The sequence below is a fragment of the Chryseobacterium mucoviscidosis genome, from assembly GCF_002177115.1.
In the GTDB taxonomy this organism is placed as follows: Bacteria; Bacteroidota; Bacteroidia; order Flavobacteriales; family Weeksellaceae; genus Chryseobacterium; species Chryseobacterium mucoviscidosis.
Genome location: NZ_MVAG01000087.1, coordinates 1 through 279, shown reverse-complemented (window position 1 = coordinate 279; position 279 = coordinate 1). Strand labels below are relative to the sequence as shown.

The 279-nt window shown below is 42.7% G+C and carries 1 protein-coding gene; it reads right to left on the bottom strand.

Annotated features, from left to right (window positions below; genetic code table 11):
- A partial coding sequence (locus B0E34_RS22715; protein ID WP_133059887.1) for an alanine:cation symporter family protein occupies positions 1-279 on the bottom strand: 279 nt, incomplete at both ends.

The window sequence follows — 279 nt, the reverse complement described above, 5'->3', positions numbered from 1 at the left end:
GCTTCTTTTGTTTGATAAACAGGGTCCTGTTTCGTTTTCCCTCTATCTTTCAGGTAATACTGTTCAGATGTAAAAAATTCGGTATATAGCGCTTTTACCTTTCTGCTCAATAACAGCAGCGCAATCACATTCGGGACAACAATAAAAACTAATGCTAAGTCCAATATGCCCCAGATGGCTTTTGCTCCGCCTGCGGCACCTATGATAATAGCCGCTAAATAAACGAATTTGATCACGTGTCCTGCCAGCCGCCCGAACAGAAATTCAGCTTGCTTTACG